Genomic DNA, 690 nt, shown 5'->3' with positions numbered 1-690 from the left:
CTTGAAGGCGACCAGCAGTTCAGCCCCAAGCGCGCCGTCGACGGCGCGGTGATCGGTCGACAGCGTCACCGACATCACGGTGGCGATCTTGATCTCGCCATTCTTGACCACCGCCCGCTCCTCCCCGGCGCCGACCGCCAGGATGGTCGCATGCGGCGGGTTGATGACGGCAGCAAAATCCTTGATGCCGAACATGCCGAGGTTGGACACCGCCGTGGTGCCGCCCTGATACTCTTCCGGCTTCAGCTTGCGGCTGCGCGCCCGGCTGGCCAGGTCCTTCATCTCGTTGGAAATGGTGGACAGCGTCTTTTCGTCGGCCCTGCGGATAATCGGCGTGATCAGGCCACCGGGGATCGACACGGCAACGCCGACATCGGCATGCTTGTGCTTGACCATGGCGCTTTCGGTCCATGAGGCATTGGCATCCGGCACCGCCTTCAGCGCCATGGCCATCGCCTTGATGACCATGTCGTTGACCGACAGCTTGTAGGCCGGAGCGTCGCCCCTATCGGTCTTCTTCACCGGGGCAGCCGCATTGATCTGCGTGCGCAGCGCCAGCAGCGCATCGAGCTCGCAGTCGAGCGTCAGGTAGAAATGCGGGATGGTGGTCTTGGCCTCGACCAGCCGCCGCGCAATGGTCTTGCGCATATTGTCATGCGGGACGAGGTCGTAGGAGCCCTGTTCGAACAG

At 63.6% G+C, this 690-nt stretch carries 1 protein-coding gene; it reads right to left on the bottom strand.

All coding sequences use genetic code 11. The features are described 5' to 3' along the window. Positions 1 to 690: 2-oxo acid dehydrogenase subunit E2 (locus tag EOB59_RS35030; protein WP_206622112.1), on the bottom strand; the 690-nt coding region annotated here is incomplete at both ends.

This window comes from Mesorhizobium sp. M7A.F.Ca.MR.176.00.0.0 (assembly GCF_004023165.1).
Lineage (GTDB): Bacteria > Pseudomonadota > Alphaproteobacteria > Rhizobiales > Rhizobiaceae > Mesorhizobium.
The sequence above is the reverse complement of the archived record's forward strand: the minus strand, read 5'-3'. Positions and strand labels throughout refer to the sequence as shown.